The following is a 17,426-nucleotide window of genomic DNA, read 5'->3' on the forward strand; positions in this document are numbered from 1 at the left end:
GTTGAGCTTGAACGAGACCCGCGATGAACTCTGGTCAACTTTACTCCATACCTGCAAAGTTGAAACACATAGTTTTGCATAAAGATCCCCGACTTCCCGAAGATCCCCGACTTCGTAGAGAAGTCGGGGATCTGTTGGTTTCCCTTCCCATAACTCGATAGCCTGGATAAAACAGTCGATCGATACTTCCTATGGGCAATACAAACAGTCAAGCTCGGTTTGTGCAGGTCTCACTCTGCCGTATTTTGGATGCCAACTTAGACCGTGCGCGTGAAGGCTTGAGAACGATCGAAGAATGGTGTCGCTTTGGGCTAGACAATGCCGTTCTGACCGACGAGTGCAAGCATCTACGGCAGGAACTAGCGCATTGGCATACCCCCGATCTTCGTGCAGCAAGAGATACACCCGGCGATGCTGGCACGTTGCTAACCCATCCTGATGAAGCGGCGCGATCGAGCGTGCAGGCAGTGCTACAAGCCAACTTATGTCGTGTTCAAGAAGCGTTACGGGTCTTAGAAGAATATGGAAAAGTTTATCGCCCCGACATGGGAGAGGCGTGCAAGCAGATGCGCTATCGGGTCTACACGCTAGAAAGCAAGCTGACGGCAGATCAGCGGCGGCAACAGTTAGAACAAGCGAAACTTTACCTTGTCACATCACCCACGGACAATCTGTTCGACACGGTGGAAGCAGCGCTCAAAGGCGGCTTGACGCTGGTGCAGTATCGTGACAAAACCGCTGATGATGATGTTCGGCTTCGCAATGCCCAAAAGCTGGCTCAACTCTGCCGTCATTACAATGCGCTGTTTATCGTGAACGATCGCGTCGATCTAGCGATCGCAGTTGATGCCGATGGTGTGCATCTGGGTCAGCAGGATATCCCGATCGCGCTTGCACGACAGCTCCTTGGCTCCCAGTGCCTCATCGGACGCTCCACTCACTGTCCCGACGATCTCCACCGTGCCATTCAGGAAGGAGCCGATTATATCGGCGTTGGACCTGTTTACGAAACGCCAACCAAAGCAGGCAGACCGGCTGCTGGATTTGACTATGTGCGCTATGCCGCCGAACACGCAACGATTCCCTGGTTTGCGATCGGTGGCATTGATGCCAACAATTTACCTGACGTTCTCGCTGCGAAGGTCGATCGTGTGGCGATCGTTCGCGCCATCATGCACGCCGAACAACCAACGCTCACAACGCAACAATTCCTTTCGCAACTCAGACGTTAAGCCATTAGCTGTCAGCTATCAGCTATCAGCTTTTTTCCTATCCTCTGCCTCCCTTGCTTCCTCCGCTCCCCTGCCCCTTCTGCCTCCTACCCTCTGCCCTCTGCCTTTTACCTCACAACCACCCTAAAAACGTCTGAAGCAGTAACCAAAGGTTTAGACTGCCAATGATGACGGCAACTGACCAGGCAAGCACCTTTAGCCACGTCGGATTAACAAACTCACCCATCAGGCGACGATCGCTCGTAAACATGACTAATGGCACTACGGCAAACGACAACTGCAAGCTTAAAATCACCTGACTCAGCACCAGTAGTTGACCTGTGCTGCGCTCACCAAAAAACACGATCGCAATCAGGGCAGGCACGATCGCCAACAGGCGAGTCGCAAGGCGGCGTAACCAGGACGGCAGTCGGAGTTGCAGAAAGCCTTCCATCACAATCTGCCCCGCTAGTGTTGCTGTGAGCGTGGAGCTTTGCCCAGAAGCAAGGAGTGCCAGCCCAAAAATGGTGCTGGCGGCACTGACTCCCAGCAACGGTGACAGCAGTTTGTACGCATCCTGAATCTCTGCGACCTCGCGGTAGCCAGCGGTGTAGAAGGTCGCAGCCGCAACGATCAGAATGGCAGAGTTGATGAAGAGTGCCAGCGTCAACGCTACCGTAGAATCGATCGTGCCAAATCGGATTGCCTCTCGCCGCTTTTCAGGAGTCGGTTCCCAGGCGCGGGTTTGGACGATGGCTGAGTGCAAATACAGGTTGTGTGGCATTACCGTTGCACCCAGAATGCCGATCGCAATGTAAAGCATATCCGGGTTTCGCAGAATCTCACGGTTCGGTAGAAAGCCCTGAACAATGCTGCCTACATCCGGTCGCGCAAACAGAATCTCCGCCGTGAAGCAAGCGCCGATCGTTGCCACCAGCACGATGACAAGCGCTTCGACGTAGCGAAAGCCCTTGCTTTGTAGGAAGAGTAGCAACAGCACATCGAGCGCTGTGACGGCAACACCCCAAACCAACGGGAGTCCAAACAATAGCTGAAGCGCGATCGCACTGCCTAAAAGCTCTGCCAGGTCGCAGGCAGCGATCGCAATTTCGCACAGCACCCACAGCAGAAAGCTGACACGAGGGCTGAAAGCATCACGGCACATCTGCGCCAGATCTTTCCCTGTTGCCACGCCCAGACGCACACAGAGCGATTGCAGCAACACCGCCATTAAGTTTGAAAGCAAGATGACGCTCAGCAGCGTGTAGCCAAATTTGGAGCCACCTGCCAGATCGGTTGCCCAATTGCCAGGATCCATGTAACCGACAGAAACCAGATAACCCGGTCCAGCATACGCTACCATCTTCCGCCAGAACCCTTTGGCATGGGGAATTGGGATACTGCGGTGAACTTCTTGCAGACTCGGTCTGGAGGTGGGTGCAGGCTGCACGTTCTCGTTAGAAAGGGGCATCATCTACTTTCATAATTCTTTCATAATTTATCTTATCACTCTGGTTTAGATTGCATACAACCGTAAGGTAGACATCGAAAAGGTAGAGATCGAAACAGTCGGTGCGAATCTACTAGGGGCTGTCATCAATTACAATCAGAGTCCTGATGATGGCAAGTCTACAGCCCCTAGCCTGCTTTCTGGGGCGGGCGCGGTCAGGCTGATGCCGTAGGCTTTTGATCGTTCATTGATGACGCGCCCTAGAGAGCTGACGCACATCAAAAAAGCTACCGCCCTTCAAACCAGAGGGCACGGTAGCAGGTACGTTTTGGAGTCACTGAAACCCGATCGCTAAGGTAGCCATCAGATCTCAGAGTGTCGCTTGTTTGAGGTTTGAAGACGACACCATGCTGGTTCTACCCCGCTCTATTGCGCCATGCCAGCAGTTTGGCGGATCTTTATCGTTTGATTACGAATCTGTGAGGCTGAGACAGACGCTGTCCATCTGTCTCAGTCTTTAGAGCCACGATCGCGCTATGATCCCGCCAATTGCCTTGATCGACAACAAACACTGGGCGCTACATCGAACTAGATTGGGGGTTGTTAAACTCAAGAAGACCGTGTAAAGGTATGGTTGACCACACGTTGTGTATGCCATCGTCGTAACGCTTCAGACGCTTTGTAATCTCTCTGTCACTCACACGCTAATGGCTGAGCCGTTAATCGAATTAAAGGGAGTGTCTAAAGCCTTTGGCAGCCGTGTCATTTTAGACCGCGTTGATCTAACGCTCTACCGGGGCGATGCTTTGGGCATCATTGGTCCTTCAGGGACGGGTAAGTCAACAATTTTACGGATTATTGCTGGGCTGGATGTGCCCGATGAAGGCGAGATCATTGTTCAAGGTCAGCCGCGTCTGGGATCGATCGACGATACACCAGACCCGATCAACATTGGTCTAGTGTTTCAGCAATCTGCTTTGTTCGACTCATTGACCGTTGAAGAAAATGTTGGCTTCTATCTCATGCGGCATTCCAAGCTGCCACGACAGCGCATTCGGGACTTGGTCAATGAGAAACTGGAGATGGTGGGTTTGCCAGACATCGGCGATCGCTATCCCGCTCAACTGTCCGGCGGGATGCGAAAGCGTGTGAGCTTTGCCCGCGCCATTATTGCCAACCCAGATAACCCAAGGGATCGCCCAGAAGTGCTGCTCTATGATGAACCCACCGCCGGGTTAGACCCGATCGCCTCCACCGTGTTAGAAGATGTAATCCGGCAGCTCCAGTGCATTAACGTCGGCTGTAGTAGCTACGCCATTGTGACCCATCAGGAAAGCACCGTGCGCCGTGCCGTTGATCGTCTTGTTTTTCTCTATGAAGGCAAAATTCAGTGGGAAGGCTCCGCAGAAGAGGTGAAAACCACCGATAATCCAATGATTCGGCAATTTGCAAGCGGTAGCACAGAAGGACCGATTCATGCGACGGGTTAATGCCAGCGATCGGGTTCTGTCAAGCTTTTTGGGGATGGAAACCCCTTGAAACATCATCCGTCTTCAACCATCAATGCAAACTTGACAGATAAGTAGATAGCCACAATTAATTGTGGGGAGGGGTTTGGGGGCGTTGCCCCCAGGCAGGGGGTTCCACCCCCTCGACCCCCAAAATCATCTTCAGTTTAATTACGCCCAGTAACTTAGTAGCGTGAGGAGAGTGTATGCAGAATCTTACAGGCGGCAGGCGACTTTCGCGATCGCTCCGGGAAAGCTCCCTGGGACTGTTTGTGCTGGTGGCGATCGCGCTCTTTGTCCTGCTGATTGTTTGGCTGCGCGGCTTCAGCCCTGGAAAACGTAGCTACAACGCCTTTGTCGAATTCGATAATGCAGGCGGTATTAAGCAGGGTACACCCGTCGCCTATCGTGGGATTAAAGTGGGCGAAGTCGTGGGTGTGAAACCTCAGCCCAGAGGCGTTGTCCTCAAGGTCAAGATCTCACCGTCTGATCTCTTAATTCCCAGCAGTGCCGTCATTGAAGCGAATCAATCCGGGTTAATTGGGGAACCGTCGATCGACATTTCGCCACTGCAAGATCTTCCGGCGGGTGAGATTGCTCAACCGCTCGATCGTAACTGCAACCCCAGTATCATCATCTGCAATGGCTCTCGACTGCAAGGTCAGGCGCGGCTTAACGTCAACGAATTGATTCGGGCTGTGCTTCGCATTGCCAACCTGGTCAGCGACCCGGAGTTTACCGCCAACGTCAATTCGGTAGCGAAAAATGCCTCCAACGCGGCGGCTGGGATTGCTAAATTGAGCCGTGAAGTCTCAAAACCGCTCAAAACCGTTGGTCCAACCCTTGATGAATTTCGGATCACGGCGCGTCAACTGGGTCTGACGGCTCAAGAAGCGAATCGACTGCTTGCTACCAATCGAAGTTCGCTCACCACGACGCTCAGTAATGTGAGTGAGGCAAGCGGTGAATTAAAAGGCGCGATCGCCAGCCTGTCCCCTGTACTCAACCAGGTCAAGCGCACCGATATTCTCCGTAACCTGGAAACCCTGTCTGCCAACGCTGCCGCCGCCTCGGCTAATCTACGCACCTTCTCAAACGACTTTGGCAACCCCAATAACGTACTCCTACTACAGCAAACGCTTGATTCTGCCCGCTCTACCTTTGAGAACACTCGGAAAATTACTTCGGATTTAGACGAACTCACGGGCGATCCAAGTTTCCGCGTCAATCTCCGTAAGCTGATTAATGGCTTAAGCAAGCTTGTCTCTTCCACACAGCAACTCCAGCAGCAGGCAGAAGTGGCGCGTTTACTTGCTCCAATCGCCGCGATCGAGGTGCCGATCAAAGAATCCGCAGCCTCTAGCGTTCCTGTACAGCCAACTGTTGACCCAACACCACCGATCGCTGAGGTGCCACGATAAAAAGAAGATGCAGCATGGGAAAACAAAGATGACTGCAACGCGCATACACTCTACAGGATTAATGGCGATCGCGGCTCTGGCAGTCATCCTCGCAGGCTGTGATACGTCCTCCTCTTCAGACTTTCCACCTTTGACAGCGCCACCCAGCACCACTGTATCCAGTCCCTGGCAGTCGGCTCAATTAGTCCGCACCATCACAAAAGCGGACGAACCCATCCTCCAGATCGCCATCAGTCCGGATGGGCGAACGATCGCCAGCGGTAGCGTTGAAGGCAATGTTGACCTGTGGGACTTCAAAACTGGGAACCTGCTGCGCGACTTTAGCGTGCTCTCCAGAGTGGAGTCGATCGCGTTTAGTCCCGATGGGCAAACCCTGGCAACGGGGGGCGATGATGGCAAAGTCAGGCTATGGCAAGTCAGCACGGGACAGTTTATCCGATCGTTTCCCAGCTATCCGTTTCCCGTACAGGCGATCGCCTTTAGCCCCGATGGCACGACCCTTGCTACCAGCAGTTGGAAAAAAACGGTTGAACTGTGGGACGTGGCGACTGGGAAATTGCAGCGTAGTTTCACAGGGCACAGCGATACCGTCAACGCTGTCGTTTTTGCCCGTGACGGTAAGACCCTTGCCAGCGGCGGCTATGATGGCACCATCCGCCTCTGGAAAGCAGCCACAGGCGAAGCGATTCATACGTTCGTCGCCTCCAAACGCCCCATCTATACCCTTGCCTTCCACCCCGATGGTCACACCGTCGTCAGTGGTGGCGATGACACGGTTAAAGTTTGGGATTTGACTACAGCACAATTAAAAGCCACTTTAATCAGTCACTCGGATGTCATCACAGGGGTAGCGATCGCCCCGGATGGACGCACGATCGTTAGCGGTAGCCGCGATAAAACAATTAAACTATGGGACACAGCAACCGGAGCACTGCTCAAAACGCTCGCCGTTGATCCAACTCTTGTCGTTGCCTTTAGTCCGAATGGACGAGCGATCGCCAGCACTGGCAACGACGGCACAATCAAGGTTTGGCAAGCCACGAAGTGAAGGCGTGAGTCGGTGGACTGACTGCAATTTGCAGAGGGAGCAATGGTCACCTCATATCAAGATCAAACGTCATGAGCTTGAGATGATCGGGATTTGCAGTGATTTCTTTTGCTAGTAAATAGCCAGTAATAGTCCAGGTCTGGTATTTTCGTGATTCTTTGCCAATGAGACGACCATCGGGACCATCGTAGTATTCGGGCCACTGGTCCTGCACCAGACGACGTTCGGCAATGGCGATCGCGTGATGTGCCAATTCGCCACGATTCATTTTTTTTGCCGCTGCTACCAGCATCCACAGCAACACGGGCCAGCTTCCCCCATTGTGATACGACCAGGGACGATTTTTAGGATCGGCTCCAGTGATCGTGCGCCAGTCATTGTCTTCCAACGCCGGGTAGCAGAGCTTCATTGGCATGTGGCTAATCAAGTCGCTCCAGCGCAGTTCAATCAAGTTCAAAATCTTGTGGGACTGTAGCTCCGTTGTGAGCGACGCAATAATTGCCATCAAGTTACCTAACGCAAAGAAGCGGCAATCCAGCTGCGAGGGACCGAGATTGCCCGCCAGATAACCACCCGCTTCGGGTATCCATTTTGCCAGTCGATAGAACGGGATCGAGTCAGAGTAAATATTGAACTGGTTGAGCGCCTCTTCACCGTATTCTTCTACCTGATAGCGGTAAATTACATTCAAACGTTCTGGATCAAGCCAATAATCTTCGCGTAGCTGCCGGAGTAAGAGGGGTAGGCGATTACACACCGCTTGGATCATGGTTTGATTCTCTGCATTGGGCACTAGCAGTTCCAGGCTTGCCCGCAGTGCGGCATAAAACAATGATTGAATATCGAGCGGATGTCCGTAAAGCCCCATGCGTCGATCGATCATACTTGCCCCATCCGGCACGAGCACCATCGGATACATATCGAAGCGCGTGACTAGACACAGTTCGAGGCTAACGCGAATGCCTTCTTGAAAATCGGCGCGTTGCACCAACTCGAAATCTTGAGTGGAAATGAGATATGCCCGCAAGAGAATGATCCACCACAGACAGGCATCGGCTGGCGCAACTCGTCCGATCGCATGGTTGCCAAAGTCCGCCTTGAGATAGTCTTGTCCGTTGATTGAGGCAATTTTAAAGCTGGCAGGCATTAAGCCCCGGCTGGGTTTTGAGCAATCAAGCTGCCCTGTTTTGGGCTGTAATTTGAGGGTTGCCTCCAAAAAATTACGCACAATGGCAGGCTTGCCTTTGATCAAGTACAGCAGCCCAGACGAAATAAAGTCGCGTACAAAGCACTGATCGTAGTTCAGCGATACCACGTCAGGGTCGCTGGCAGCGATCGTGCCAATCGGCTCACCCTGGTAATAAATGACGGATTTTTCAAGGGCTGCCCATGCTTGCTCGACGATCGACGGTTCACTCAAGCCTTGATCCCTCTGACAACAACTAAGATCAATATAGATGGCACACTGAGCGATTGCCGCTGACCATGTTGCAATCTTGGTCAAAATTGTGACAGTCCTTTAAACGGTATGTCGGTATTGCTTGATGCGGTTGGGCGATCGTCACACAATGGCACTCTGTGGGCACGCTATGTAGTGTTTCAACAGAGCGTCAACGAAGGCACTCAGATGGTAGAGCGCCATCCTGTTGCACTTAGAAAAGTTGCACATCCAGTCTGGCTTCGTCCGTTGCTAGCTTCAAAGACCCTGTAGCCATTCCTTAGATACTCTTCCAGGAACTCACTTCTATGAAACCTAATGCTTCTGTGCTGGCTGTAGCGGGTGCTCTTGCGTTGGCAGCGCTTGCTGGAATAACGGTTGCCTGTTCACAGTCTTCAGTGACAGAGCCGCCGGGAGTATCAACCAGTGCTTCCCCGATCGCCGCACCTGCAAGCCAATCGCCTCTCAACCCTTCACCTGCCGCCTCGCCTTCCTCATCGATCGCACAAAAGCAAACGACTGAAACAGCGCCCAGTCCAACGTCCACAGCAAACCGGACAATCGAATCATGCGTGGTCAAAATGGCGCTTGTGAATGACCCCAAGCCACCGCTAAATGTCCGCTCTGCACCCACAATAGACGGCGACAATGTGGTCGGTCAACTCAAGAACGGTACGCTGATAACGATCGCCGATGAGCAGGACGGCTGGCTCCAGATCAAGTCGCCCTTGAAAGGCTGGGTCTCCAAGCAGCAAACCGTGAATAGCTGCAACCAGAAGGTAGAGCGCATCAGCCTGAGCGCCGATGGCACTGCTGTACAGGTGGTCGATCGCTTTGTAGGATCGGGTAGCCATCGCTACGTGCTGCCTGTCAAGCAGGGACAAACGTTGACGATTACCCACGATCGAGGTCCCTTTCCGATGATTATGGCTCCTGATGGCACCGTACTGTTAGGGCATGAAAAAGACGAGAAGCGATCGACCTGGAATGGACAACTCGCTCAAACAGGTGACTATGTGATTGAACTAGAGTCGAACTTCAGAGGCTATCGTTATGCCTTTTCGATGGCGGTGAAGTAGAGGGAGAAGGCAGAAGGCAGAGGGCAGAGGGCAGAAGGCAGAGGGCTGACTGAAAGCTTCAACGTGTGCGCTCAGCATCAAAGCTCAGGGCTTTCATCCTTCATCCTTTAGCCTTCATCCTTCATCTTTTACCCCTGATACTGAATCCGATAGATCCGTCCATTTGCCTCTTCGGTGACAAGCAAACTGCCGTCGGGGAGAGTCAGCAAGCCTACGGGTCTACCCCAGGTATCGGGACCCGATGGATTGACGAGGAAGCCCGTGAGAAAGTCTTCGTAGTAGCCTTGTGGTCGTCCATCTGCTTTAAAGGGTACAAACGCAATCTTGTAGCCAGTGCCGCGATCGCGGTTCCAGGAACCCCGAAAGGCGACAAACGCGCCGTTGCGATACTTGGCTGGAAAGGTCTGACCATTGTAAAACTGTACGCCTAGAGCCGCTGAGTGCGCTTGAAATAGCACGTCAGGTGTACGCGTTTGAGCCGCTAAATCAGGACGAATACTGCGCCCGTTTTGGACATGGTTTGGGTCGAGGCGATCGGGCGTGATGTAGGCGTAGGGCCAGCCGTAGAACTGCCCTGACTGAACGCGAGTGAAGTAGTCAGGCACTAAGTCATCGCCCAGTCCGTCGCGCTCGTTGACGGTGGCATAAAGTTCGCGTGTTGTGGGGTGAAAGGCAAGTCCGACGGGGTTCCGCAGTCCAGAGGCAAAGGTTTGGCGATCGGAGCCATCCAGGTTCATGACCTGCACAGACGCACGAGGCGAGGGTTCTTCATCCACATTCGATTGGGAGCCGATCGAAACATAGAGCTTGGTGCGATCGGGCGAAACCACAACATTCCTCGTCCAGTGCTGATTGTAACCACCGCCTGGCAAATCGGTGATTTTGGTGCCAGTGCCAGAAAGCTTCTCCTGTCCTTGGGTGTAGGGAAAGCGCAATACAGATGCAGTATTGCCCAGGAAGAAAGCATCGTCGCTGAACGACATCCCGAAGGGAATATTCAAGCCATTTTGCGCTTCAGCAAAGATTTTTTGCACCTCAGCTACGCCATCTTGATTGGCATCGCGCAGGAGCTGGATGCGGTTCTGGCGGGTTTCTGTCACTAAAACATCACCCGTTGGCGTTAGTGCTAACCAGCGAGGACGGTCTAGCCCTTCGGCAAACACGCTCACCACAAAGCCAGCCGGAACCTTGAGCGTGGGCTTTGACGGAATGGGGATGACATTAGGCGACTTAGACGCACTGCTGCTGGCGTAGGGTTTAGGTAAGCTGGCAGGAGCAATGGCGATCGGCTGCGGCAAAAAAGTCTCTGTCTGAATCAGCTTCTCGGCTGGCGTTGTGGCTGCTTTCGTCTGACTAAGAGTACTAGATGGACTAGCAGAGACGACGGGTGCAGCCGTTGGCTCAGCGCGGGAGGTATCCGCAGTGCGACAAGCAACGAGAGCAAGACCTAACAGCACTAAAAAGGACAAACGATACATGGGAGGCGTGTAAGGCAACAACTACACACCACGCTAGCGAATGTATCGGTTCTTGGTATGGGACGTAAGAAAGATCTACGCTGCTAGATTGAGTCGATCGACTAGAAATACCTTACTTGACCAGACCACAAGCCGTAGCAACAGACTCCTTGCTATGGCTTAGCTCGCACCTGTTCCGCTCTTGAGGCAGGGCAAGGCATTACCGCTAGCAGTTATCTTCTTTAGGACTTACGCAAAGGAGATCCCCAAACCCCTTAAAAAGTGGCTTTGAGGTTCCCTCCTTTTTAAGAAGGGTTAGGGAGGATCTCATTTGCGGCTGCAAGTGCGTAAGTCCTGTTCTTTACTTTTTGCTATCTTCAAGCACTTGACGCACGGTTGGGCTGGGTGCGTAGCCGTAGCCAAAAGTTGCCTGCTGGCTGTCATCCAGAACGCGAGGCGTGACGATGACAATCACTTCTCGACGCTGGTTGTTGCGGCTGGTGCTGCGGAACAGTGCGCCCAGAATGGGAATATCACCCAGGATGGGAACTTTGGTCACGGTTGTTCGATCTTCGTCCTGGATGATGCCCGTTAGAAGGAGGGTCTGCCCATCACGCAGGCGCACCTGACCGGATTCAAGGCGGCGTTCCGTCAGGAGATTAATCACGTTGGCACTACCGGAAATGTTAATCGATTGCTGATCACCAATGCGTGAAACAGAGGGGGCAATGGACATGGAAATAAAGCCGTTGTCATCAATGCGATCGACTTTGATCGGTAAAATCAAACCCGCTCGTCCTTTTTCAACTGTAATGGTGGTTTGGGTCGAGTTTGTGGAAGCAGTGGTTTGTTGGGTCAGGTTTGTTACCACTTCCTGAGTCACATTGATGGTTGCGGTCTGCCCTTCTTGCACCAAAAGGGTCGGATCAGTCAGGATTTTGGCGTTACCAGTGGTGACAGCAGCCTGTAGCTGTAGCAAGAAGTTACGCGCAAAGTTGAATGGCGATAAAGCCGAACCGACACCCAGTGCCGAACCAATCGCATTGACACCAGTGCCAAGCCCAGTGTTAGCAGGCGCACTCCGACCAAAGTTTAGTACGGCTGTACCAGCATCCAAAGACGTGCGGGTGTCGTTCACGCCAAAGGAGGCATTTGCAGAGAATTGGTCAAGACTGGTCAAATCGACATCAACGACGCGAACATTGACGGTCACCTGACGGCGACGAATATCCAGTTGGGCAAGCTGCGCGATCGCAATGCCAACTTTTTTCGGTTCACCAATGAGCGTTACCTGGTTCGTGCGCTCATCCCCAGAGATTTGCAGCCCCCGGAGCAGCGGCGTAGAATCCTGATATGCCACCCGCTGGCTCTCAATGCGAGACTCTGTGGCAGTCTGCGTCTGTGTGATTGCCGAGCCACCGCCGCCTGCCAGGGTGCCAACGGGTGTTGCCACAGCATTGGTTACCAGGCGATCGCGGGTGACTGCACTTTCAGCGCCCAACGTCACCAGAAAGTTGATCGCACTGGTAATGGATGCCTGGTTAAGACGCACGCTCCGCACCACTAAATTTCGCGCTGAGTTAGGCAGTTTCGGTCCGATGAAGATCGTGCGACCCACTCGGTTTGCTTCTAAGCCAGTGAGTTGTAGCACGTAGTTAAACACATTCTGCACAGGCTCGTTTTCAATATCGAGTGTAATTTTCGGTCCATCGCTGCTGGTTGTCTGTCCCGGCTGGGCTGGCTGTCCAGTTTGCCCTTGCGACAGCAGATCACCGACGAAGGCAAGGTTTAGCCCTGCTGACCGTGCCAGTAGTCCCAGCACTTCTCGCGCTGGAGCATCGCGCAAAACCAGCCGAGGCACGCGTTCTGCGGAACCCAGGTCGATCGATGTTCCAGAGGCATCGACCTGTGCCGTTGAAATGTCTCCGACGGGCGGTGGCACTGCCCGTGGAGAAACGCCCTGAACGCCAGTTGGCAAAACGCCAGGACCCTCGATCTGAACCTGTGGATTGGGCAGTAGCGGAGCCGTTTGGTTGGTCGGAACGGCTGGTCTGGCTGGCACGGTTGAGGGGCTAGTGGGCGCGGGGCTAGCTGGTGCGGGAGTAATGGGTGCAGGGCTAGCTGCTGGTGTCGGTTGAGTGGGGGTCAGTTGAGCCAGCGTTAGGGGCTTACCTGGTGTGGGGACGGTAATGGTCGTTGTCGTTCGTAGGGGTGCAGACGCAGAAGGGGCAGGTGAAAAAGAGACTGGCGTTGGTGGTGCTAAAACAGCCGACGATCGAGCGGGTGATTGCGGCAATGGTGTTGGTGTTGCAGCCGCTGCCTGCTTGGTGCCAGAGGCATTCACGCTTAGCGTTACCCCACCCTGCTCCGGTCGTACGACTTGCCCGACCGGAGCACCCGCTTTGCCAGCCACCGTGACGCGCACGCTATTAGCATCCAGGGGCGCAACGGTGACTGAGGCAATGCCCGGAGCCGGATTATCTCGACGGAAGTTCTTGCCACCCTGCAAACGAAGCTGACTGCTCGGTAAATCTGCTGTCCAGTTATTGCCACGGTTAACCGCAAACACCTGCGGACGATCGCCCGTCTTCGTTTGCAGCACCACGTCAACCCCTGATGCGGTGCGGTTAAGCTGCACACCAGTCACCTGTACGGGTGCTGCCAGGGCGGGTTGGCTTGCGATCAGTGCGGCGACCCCACCCAGCACGATGCCATTGAATCCTAGAGACTGTTTCACGGTTCCTTCCTCACTCAAATCATTAGATTGCTTGCATTAATGCTGGGACTGGGCGCTGGGCACGAACCTAAATTTATGGGATGCCTTTTGCCATTATTTTGCTGGGGCTGGAGCGGGCTTGACTGCTGCTGCGGGCGCTGCGGGCGCTATGGGCGATAGTGCTTCTAGCCTGAAGGTTGTCGTAAGTTTTTGCTCAGGCTGACAGTTGGGCAAGAACTGGACGGTGTTGCCTCGAATCTCAAAGAGTCGGTTAACACTCGTATTCGTTTGGGTGCCATCCCCTACCACAATCTTCACGTCCTTAAACACCAGAAAGGGCTGTAGTCGCTCAATATTGCGGAAGATCGCTTGCGTTTGATTCACATTGCCTTCCAGGTTGACGGTCGCAACCTGACGCTGCAGCTTGTTATTAACGAGTGAGCCGTAAGCATTGTCAGTGATGACACCGGACGCTTTAGGGTCTGGTGTGAAATCCTTCAACGAGGCTCTCCGTGCTAACTCGATACCGCTCTTACGCAGTGCTTCGACATTGTTACGTACCCAAGCGGGACAAGCGGCTAGTCGATCCTGCTCCAGTCTGGCAACGCCTGCATTGCGCGTCTCAACCTGGCGGTTTAAATCTAGGAGCAAGGTGTTGAGGGTCGATTCGTTTGAGAAGAGATTTAAGACTTCAGTGCGCTGTTTTTTAGCCGCCTCAAGATTAGCGTTCGCGTCGGCAATCTGCTTGGCGATCGCGGCAGCCTGCTGCACCTGATTCTCCTTGGTCTCCACTTTCTGCTTCAGGTCGTTGTATTTTTCCAGCTCTGGCTGCACCAGGCTAAGAAACAGGTAAGCTGCCAGAGCAATGCCACCCACCGCCAGTAAAATGCCGAGGATGGTCGGCGTAAGCGCGATACCAAAAATAACCGGATAGCCTGGTTCAGTGTCCAGGTTTGGATCATTGGGAAGAAAGTCACCGCCAGCGGTCATGGTTGAATCACTCCCTTACGTTGCAGATCTTCAATGCGGGTCACCAATCCAACAGCGCCCTTGCGATCGAGTTCGCGCAGCAAATCAGACGCAGGCACATCGCTTAACGCCGTTTCAATCTGAAACTCCACCTGCTTTGGCAGTTGTGGCAGTTGGTCAGCATTCAACGTGGGCTGTTGGGCATTTTGCAGCTTCGCTGGCTCGACCCTAACAGCTTCCTTCTGGAGGGTCGCTTTCACTAGCTTTGTGTTTTCAGCTTTAAGAAAGTTGGATTTTTGCAGCACCAGCAGAAAATCGTTGACATCATTGAATGAGTTAGCGATACCTGTAATTTGCAGCACTGAAGCCGCTGGCGCAACCGCCGGAGGAGGAGCACCCGCCGAAGGACTAGGGGATGGTTGTGGTGTCGGCTGATTGCTAGGAGTTGATTGTGCGATCGTCAGGATTTGCACACCCGGAGGAATGCGATCGCGCACTTCCTGCATCATCGCAGACCAGGGTTTAACCAGATTAAACACGCTTGCCAATGCGCCTGTTTCGTCCTTAATCTGCTTGGTTTGACCGTTAATATCAGCGATCTGCTTTTGTTTGGCAGTCAAATCACCCAACTGGCTGTCTAGCTCAGATTGTCGTTGTTCCAGGCTGGCGTTTTGTGCCTGCAAAAACAGCAGTGATCCACCCGCTGCTGCTAGTAGCGCAACAGCCACAGCCGCGCCGAGAAAGAGCGGTCGTTTACTGTCTGTAGACACTGCTCTTGTCTTTTGACGTGCGCCTTCGGGTTTGTATTCTGGGCGATCGTTGAGAAAATTAATATCTAGACTGTACATCTTACCTAGCCTCCCGTAATCCTAAGCCCAGCACTACTCCTAGCCCCGGTCGCTGTGTGAGCGGTACCTCTTGAGCGACTTCTAACCCCAGCGCGGTAATTGGATCAATTTGGCTGCTTGGCAGACTGAGCCGTTGTGTAAAAAACTCGTCAAGCTGACCGATCGAGCCACCGGGTCCGGCAAGCAGCAGTTGGGCTACTTCCAGGTTATCGCCCTGATTGAGGTAGAAGTCGATCGATCGCCGCAGTTCGTCCGCCAGTTCGCCAATAATACGCAGCATGGCAGCCGCTCCAGGGTTGCTGCCCCCCATTTTGCCGGGACCGCTCATGCTATCAGACGGGTTTACTGGAATCGTCATGCTCTGAAGCAGTTCGGTGCTTCTGGAAGGCGGTAGGTTCATGGCGCGCGATAAGGCACTTTGAATTTGATACGTCCCGATCGGCACCGTGCGAGAGAACTGGGGCACGCCGTCCACCGCGATCGAAATTTCGGTACTTTCAAACTCAATATCGACGATCGCCACGGCTTCTTGTGGTGAAAATTGCCTGAGTTGCTCTCGAATGGTGCGAATCAGCGAAAAACTGCTGATTTCGAGTACATCAATTTGCAGCCCCGCTTGCTGAAACGTGCGCACGTAAGAATCCGTAATTTCTTTGCGCGTTGCTACTAGTAAAACCTGAAACTTTTCAATACCATCTTCGTCAACAAATAGCCCCAGTTTTTGATAGTCAACATCTGCCTCCTCACGCGGGAAAGGCAGGTAAAGACCCGCCTCCTGATTAAGCACCATTTCCCGAAGCTCTTGATCGTTCAGTTCTGCCGGAATCGGAATAATGCGAGTGACGGTATCCCGTCCCCCTGCTACCGCCGTTGCGACTCGCTTTACCTTAAGCTTATTCTCCGCAAGCGTTGACTGAATCAGCTCAGCCATGCCCGCAATGTCAATGATCTGACCTTCTTGAAACAAGCCTTCTGGCACTGGAACGGTTGCTAAAGTTGCCAGCTTAAACCCCTGACCTTGTTTACGTAGCTGAGCAACGCTAATTCGATCGGGCGCTAACTCGATACCAATACCTTTAGGCTTTCCAGGAAGCAGATTTTTCAGAGAGTTAACCACAATGCTGTCTACTCACTTAAACAGTTAAAGGCGGGCTGATAAGAACGAATCAAACGAAGTCTAGATGTCAGAGTATGATACCCATTGCAGTATAGATTTACCACTCTAAAGGCAAAAAGACAGACCTTAAACGATAGCGCTAAATGGTTGTTCTCCAACAAAGAAAAAGAACCAAAGGTCTGCACTGAGTTGAAACGCTTTAAAGTAAAAAGCTTTTACGTTAGGCAACCTTTTTCTGAGCATCGATCGCGGCTTCAAGCGCAATTGTTCGTTACGCTTAAACCAAGATGTTTGAGAGAACGATCGTCAGAAAAAAGACTTTCCCCATCTAGCGTTCTTACTTACTCACCAGCGATGGTACACATAATTTGGAGAGTTGATCAAAAAATTTTGGGAAAAGGCAGAAAAGAAAGGAGAAAGGAGAGAGGAGAGAGGGGTGAGAAGGCAGAAGGCAGAAGGCAGGGGTAAGCTGATCCATCCTTTAGCCTTTCACCTTTAGCCTTCGGCTTCTCACTTTTAGCCTTCATCCTTTAGCCTTTAGCCTTCACCCCTCACTCCTCACCCCTCACCCCCCAATGCTCGATCTCACAAAGCTTGCACAACAAATGCAGGGCATCAGCCAGCAGCTAACCCTCGAAGCCACAGCGACAAGACAGCGATTAGAAAGGGCACAGATGCTTTTAGGACAGGCGCATCGTCACCAAAATGCGTTGGTTGAGCAGCAGCAAACCTGGCGCGATCGCCTCAGCTTTACTGCCGCCGCGCCCGTTGAACCGCTCAACCTGCGTGTCAGCATTCCCGTGCCGCCTGCTGCCCACACCGTCCTGGCAACCGATGGCTCCCAAATTGCCCCCAGCCATCACGAAATTGCTTACTGTTACCTGATTAACGTTGGGCGCATTGTGCTGCACTACGGGCAGAACCGTCTACCCTTGCTCGACAGCCTGCCCGAAGTGTTCTACCGTCCCGAAGATCTTTACGTCTCTCGACAATGGGGCATCCGCACGGAAGAATGGATGGGCTATCGGCGTACGGTATCGGAGGCGATCGTGCTGGCGGAGTTGGGAGAAGAAATCGGGAGGCAGGAGGCAGAAGGCAGAAGGCAGAGGGCAGGGGAGGCAGAGGGAGCAGGGGAGGCAGAGGGAGCAGGGGAGGCAGAGGGAG

Annotated in this window: 15 protein-coding genes; 7 read left to right on the forward strand and 8 right to left on the reverse strand. The window is 53.2% G+C overall.

Going from position 1 to position 17,426, the window contains the following annotated elements:
- Positions 1 to 191: 191 nt before the first annotated feature.
- Positions 192 to 1,232, forward strand: a complete 1,041-nt coding sequence (locus tag AC5JO6_RS14180) for a thiamine phosphate synthase (protein ID WP_496081714.1) — start codon at positions 192 to 194, stop codon at positions 1,230 to 1,232.
- Positions 1,233 to 1,344: 112 nt separating this feature from the next.
- Here the strand turns inward: AC5JO6_RS14180 and AC5JO6_RS14185 are convergent, their stop codons facing one another.
- On the reverse strand, positions 1,345 to 2,685 hold the full coding sequence (locus AC5JO6_RS14185; protein ID WP_496081715.1) for an Nramp family divalent metal transporter: 1,341 nt from the start codon (positions 2,683 to 2,685) through the stop codon (positions 1,345 to 1,347).
- A 683-nt stretch (positions 2,686 to 3,368) separates the two neighbouring features.
- On the opposite strand from AC5JO6_RS14185, the gene AC5JO6_RS14190 reads away from it, so the two are divergent.
- From AC5JO6_RS14190 to AC5JO6_RS14200, 3 genes are all read left to right on the forward strand, one after another.
- Positions 3,369 to 4,151: an ABC transporter ATP-binding protein gene (locus AC5JO6_RS14190; protein WP_496081716.1), complete on the forward strand. Its 783-nt coding sequence runs from the start codon at positions 3,369 to 3,371 to the stop codon at positions 4,149 to 4,151.
- A gap of 224 nt (positions 4,152 to 4,375) precedes the next feature.
- The gene (locus AC5JO6_RS14195) at positions 4,376 to 5,590 is read left to right on the forward strand and encodes an MlaD family protein (RefSeq protein ID WP_496081717.1); all 1,215 of its coding nucleotides are present in this window, start codon (positions 4,376 to 4,378) and stop codon (positions 5,588 to 5,590) included.
- A gap of 28 nt (positions 5,591 to 5,618) precedes the next feature.
- On the forward strand, positions 5,619 to 6,638 hold the full coding sequence (locus tag AC5JO6_RS14200; protein ID WP_496081718.1) for a WD40 repeat domain-containing protein: 1,020 nt from the start codon (positions 5,619 to 5,621) through the stop codon (positions 6,636 to 6,638).
- 46 nt (positions 6,639 to 6,684) lie between these two features.
- On the opposite strand, the gene AC5JO6_RS14205 is transcribed toward AC5JO6_RS14200, so the two are convergent.
- Entirely contained in the window at positions 6,685 to 8,058 is a 1,374-nt protein-coding gene (locus tag AC5JO6_RS14205; RefSeq protein ID WP_496081729.1) for a glycoside hydrolase 100 family protein, read from the reverse strand.
- Positions 8,059 to 8,166: 108 nt separating this feature from the next.
- On the opposite strand from AC5JO6_RS14205, the gene AC5JO6_RS14210 reads away from it, so the two are divergent.
- Complete coding sequence (locus tag AC5JO6_RS14210; RefSeq protein ID WP_496081719.1) at positions 8,167 to 8,349, forward strand: hypothetical protein; 183 nt, start codon at positions 8,167 to 8,169, stop codon at positions 8,347 to 8,349.
- Positions 8,350 to 8,356: 7 nt separating this feature from the next.
- On the opposite strand, the gene AC5JO6_RS14215 is transcribed toward AC5JO6_RS14210, so the two are convergent.
- The gene (locus AC5JO6_RS14215) at positions 8,357 to 8,656 is read right to left on the reverse strand and encodes a hypothetical protein (protein ID WP_496081720.1); all 300 of its coding nucleotides are present in this window, start codon (positions 8,654 to 8,656) and stop codon (positions 8,357 to 8,359) included.
- Between the two features lies 1 nt (position 8,657).
- On the opposite strand from AC5JO6_RS14215, the gene AC5JO6_RS14220 reads away from it, so the two are divergent.
- Complete coding sequence (locus AC5JO6_RS14220; protein ID WP_496081721.1) at positions 8,658 to 9,155, forward strand: SH3 domain-containing protein; 498 nt, start codon at positions 8,658 to 8,660, stop codon at positions 9,153 to 9,155.
- A 128-nt stretch (positions 9,156 to 9,283) separates the two neighbouring features.
- On the opposite strand, the gene AC5JO6_RS14225 is transcribed toward AC5JO6_RS14220, so the two are convergent.
- From AC5JO6_RS14225 to pilM, 5 genes are all read right to left on the reverse strand, one after another.
- Entirely contained in the window at positions 9,284 to 10,633 is a 1,350-nt protein-coding gene (locus tag AC5JO6_RS14225; RefSeq protein WP_496081730.1) for a PQQ-dependent sugar dehydrogenase, read from the reverse strand.
- A 340-nt stretch (positions 10,634 to 10,973) separates the two neighbouring features.
- Positions 10,974 to 13,349: a secretin GspD/PilQ domain-containing protein gene (locus AC5JO6_RS14230; protein WP_496081722.1), complete on the reverse strand. Its 2,376-nt coding sequence runs from the start codon at positions 13,347 to 13,349 to the stop codon at positions 10,974 to 10,976.
- Between the two features lie 93 nt (positions 13,350 to 13,442).
- Positions 13,443 to 14,318 (reverse strand): hypothetical protein, encoded by an 876-nt coding sequence (locus AC5JO6_RS14235; RefSeq protein WP_496081723.1) that lies wholly within the window; start codon positions 14,316 to 14,318, stop codon positions 13,443 to 13,445.
- Complete coding sequence (locus AC5JO6_RS14240) at positions 14,315 to 15,145, reverse strand: PilN domain-containing protein (RefSeq protein WP_496081724.1); 831 nt, start codon at positions 15,143 to 15,145, stop codon at positions 14,315 to 14,317. The genes AC5JO6_RS14235 and AC5JO6_RS14240 overlap by 4 nt, the downstream gene beginning before the upstream one ends.
- A gap of 1 nt (position 15,146) precedes the next feature.
- Positions 15,147 to 16,262, reverse strand: coding sequence for a type IV pilus assembly protein PilM (gene pilM, locus AC5JO6_RS14245; protein WP_496081725.1), 1,116 nt, complete (start codon positions 16,260 to 16,262; stop codon positions 15,147 to 15,149).
- A gap of 575 nt (positions 16,263 to 16,837) precedes the next feature.
- Here pilM and AC5JO6_RS14250 point away from each other — a divergent pair.
- Positions 16,838 to 17,426: DNA double-strand break repair nuclease NurA (locus tag AC5JO6_RS14250; protein ID WP_496081726.1), on the forward strand; the 589-nt coding region annotated here is incomplete at its 3' end.

The sequence above is a fragment of the Tildeniella sp. genome (assembly GCF_059505325.1).